We start from the raw sequence: 2,214 nt of genomic DNA, 5'->3' as shown, positions 1-2,214 counted from the left end.
GCGCGGCGGAACTCGGCCATCACCTCGCGGCCGGAGAAGCCGTCCTCGGCGCCGCAGGGGTCCTCGGCATAGGCAAGCACGCCGCCCAGGTCGCGCAGCAGGCGCACCGCGTCCTTGAGCAGCCAGCCGCCGTTCGGGTCGAGCGTGACGCGCGCCTCGGGGAAGCGCGCCTTCAGCGCGCGGATCGCCTCGACCTCTTCCTCGCCGCGCAGCACGCCGCCCTTGAGCTTGAAGTCCTTGAAGCCGTAGCGCGCCTGCGCGGCGACGGCCTGCTCGACGATGGCCTCGGGCGTCATCGCGACCTGGTGGCGCACCCGCAGCCAGGCGTCGGCGGGGGCGTCGCTGCCCGGCTCGTCGTCGGGCGTCTTGTAGGCCATGCCGGTCCTGGCGCGGTCGCCGACGAAGAACAGGTAGCCCAGCATGGCGACGCGGTCGCGCTGCCGGCCCTCGCCCAGCAGCTCGCACACCGGCACGCCCAGGTGCTGGCCCAGCAGGTCCAGCAGCGCGCATTCCACGGCGGTCAGCACGTGGATGGTGGTCCGCAGGTCGAAGGTCTGCAGGCCGCGGCCGCCGCTGTCCAGGCCCTGGAACTTCTCGCGGACCTGCGCCAGCAGCGCGTTCCACTTCGCCACCGGCTGGCGACGAGCAGTTCGCCGGCCTGTTCCAGCGTCTTGCGGATGGGCTCGCCGCCGGGGATCTCGGCGATGCCGACGTGGCCGGCGTTGTCCTCCAGGACCAGCAGGTTGCGGGTGAAGAACGGCGCGTGCGCGCCGCTCAGGTTCATGAGCATGCCGTCGTGGCCCGCGACGGGGATCGCGCGGGCGGACGTGACGAGGGGACTGCTTGCGCTCACAGGGGGCTCCTGGTCGGAATCGCGGGAACGGGGATCAATCGGCGGTGATCTTGCGGGTCTCGATGACCTGCTTCCAGCGGGCGAATTCGGCCTTCTGGAAGCTCTGCGCCTGGTCCGGCGTGTTGGCGACGATCTCGATGCCGATGTCGGTGAACTTCTGCTTCACCGCGGGCTCGTGCAGCGCCGCGACCAGGTCCTTCTGCAGCTGCGCGCGCACCGCCGGCGGCAGGCCGCGCGGGGCGGCCACGCCCTGCCAGGAGTAGACGTCGGCGCCCTTGATGCCGGACTCGGCCAGCGTCGGCACGTTGGGCAGCACGGCCGAGCGCTTGTCGCCGGTGACGGCCAGCGCGCGCAGCTTGCCGCCGACGATGTGCGGCAGCACCGCGTTGACGTTCTGGAAGGAGGCGTCGACCTGCGCGCCGAGCAGGTCGGTGATGGCCGGCGAGCCGCCCTTGTAGGGCACGTGCAGGCCGTTGGTGCCGGTCTGCAGCCAGAAGAGCTCGGCGGTGAGGTGGTCGGAGGAGCCGTTGCCCGAGGAGGCGAAGGTCATCTTGCCCGGGTCCTTCTTCAGCGCGTCGATGACGTCCTTGACGCTCTTGAGCGGCGAGGCCGCCGGCACGACCAGCACGTTGGGCGCCTGCATGGCGACGGTGAGCAGGTCGATGTCCTTGAGCGCGTCGTACTGGACCGCCTTGAGCAGGTGGGGCGCGATCACGAACGGACCGAGCGAGGACACCAGCAGCGTGTAGCCGTCGGCCGGCGCGCGTTTGACCTGCGAGGTGCCGAGCGTGCCGGTGGCGCCGGGGCGGTTGTCGACGATGACGGTCTGGCCCCACTTCTTCTGCAGCTCGGCGCCCAGGGCGCGGGCGAGCATGTCGGTCGAGCCGCCGGCCGGGAAGGGCACGACGAGGGTGACGGGGTGGTCGGGGAAGCCGTTGGCGTGGGCCAGGGTGGCGGTGCACAGGGACAGGACGGCGGCGCCGAGGGCGGCGCCGGCCTTGACGGCCAGGCGGCGGGTCAGGACGGTCATGGTTTGTCTCCGGGAAGGAACCGTGGAAGCCGCTCTTGATGCGCCCCGGTGCTCAGTCCGAAGCGGCGGTGGCGGCTTTGTTGTCAGTCATCATACAAGTTGAGCTCCGGCGGTGACAAGGCACCGCGCTGCACCCGGAGATCGGGGAAAACACGCAGAACTCGAGCGCCTGGTCAATCAAAAGATCGTCGCCACTTCCGGCCGGAAGGGCTGGAGGTTCAAGGTGGAAGAGGCGAAGAAGGACGACGACGTGGCGAAGGCCAGCGCCTGAGCCGCCGGCAAGGTCCGGTCAGCGCTGTTCCTGCAACGCCAGCGCCGCGCGGCGGCGGCG

The 2,214-nt window shown here is 70.9% G+C and carries 1 protein-coding gene and 1 pseudogene; both read right to left on the bottom strand.

Features of this window, described 5'->3' with window-relative positions; translation table 11 throughout:
- Nucleotides 1-790: pseudogene (locus FUT87_RS01335) on the bottom strand (enolase C-terminal domain-like protein); the annotation flags it as partial.
- Nucleotides 791-887: 97 nt separating this feature from the next.
- The gene (locus FUT87_RS01330; RefSeq protein WP_091721929.1) at nucleotides 888-1,883 is read right to left on the bottom strand and encodes a tripartite tricarboxylate transporter substrate binding protein; all 996 of its coding nucleotides are present in this window, start codon (nucleotides 1,881-1,883) and stop codon (nucleotides 888-890) included.
- Nucleotides 1,884-2,214 lie beyond the last annotated feature (331 nt).

The sequence above is a fragment of the Mitsuaria sp. TWR114 genome (assembly GCF_007997345.1).
The sequence above is the reverse complement of the archived record's forward strand: the minus strand, read 5'-3'. Positions and strand labels throughout refer to the sequence as shown.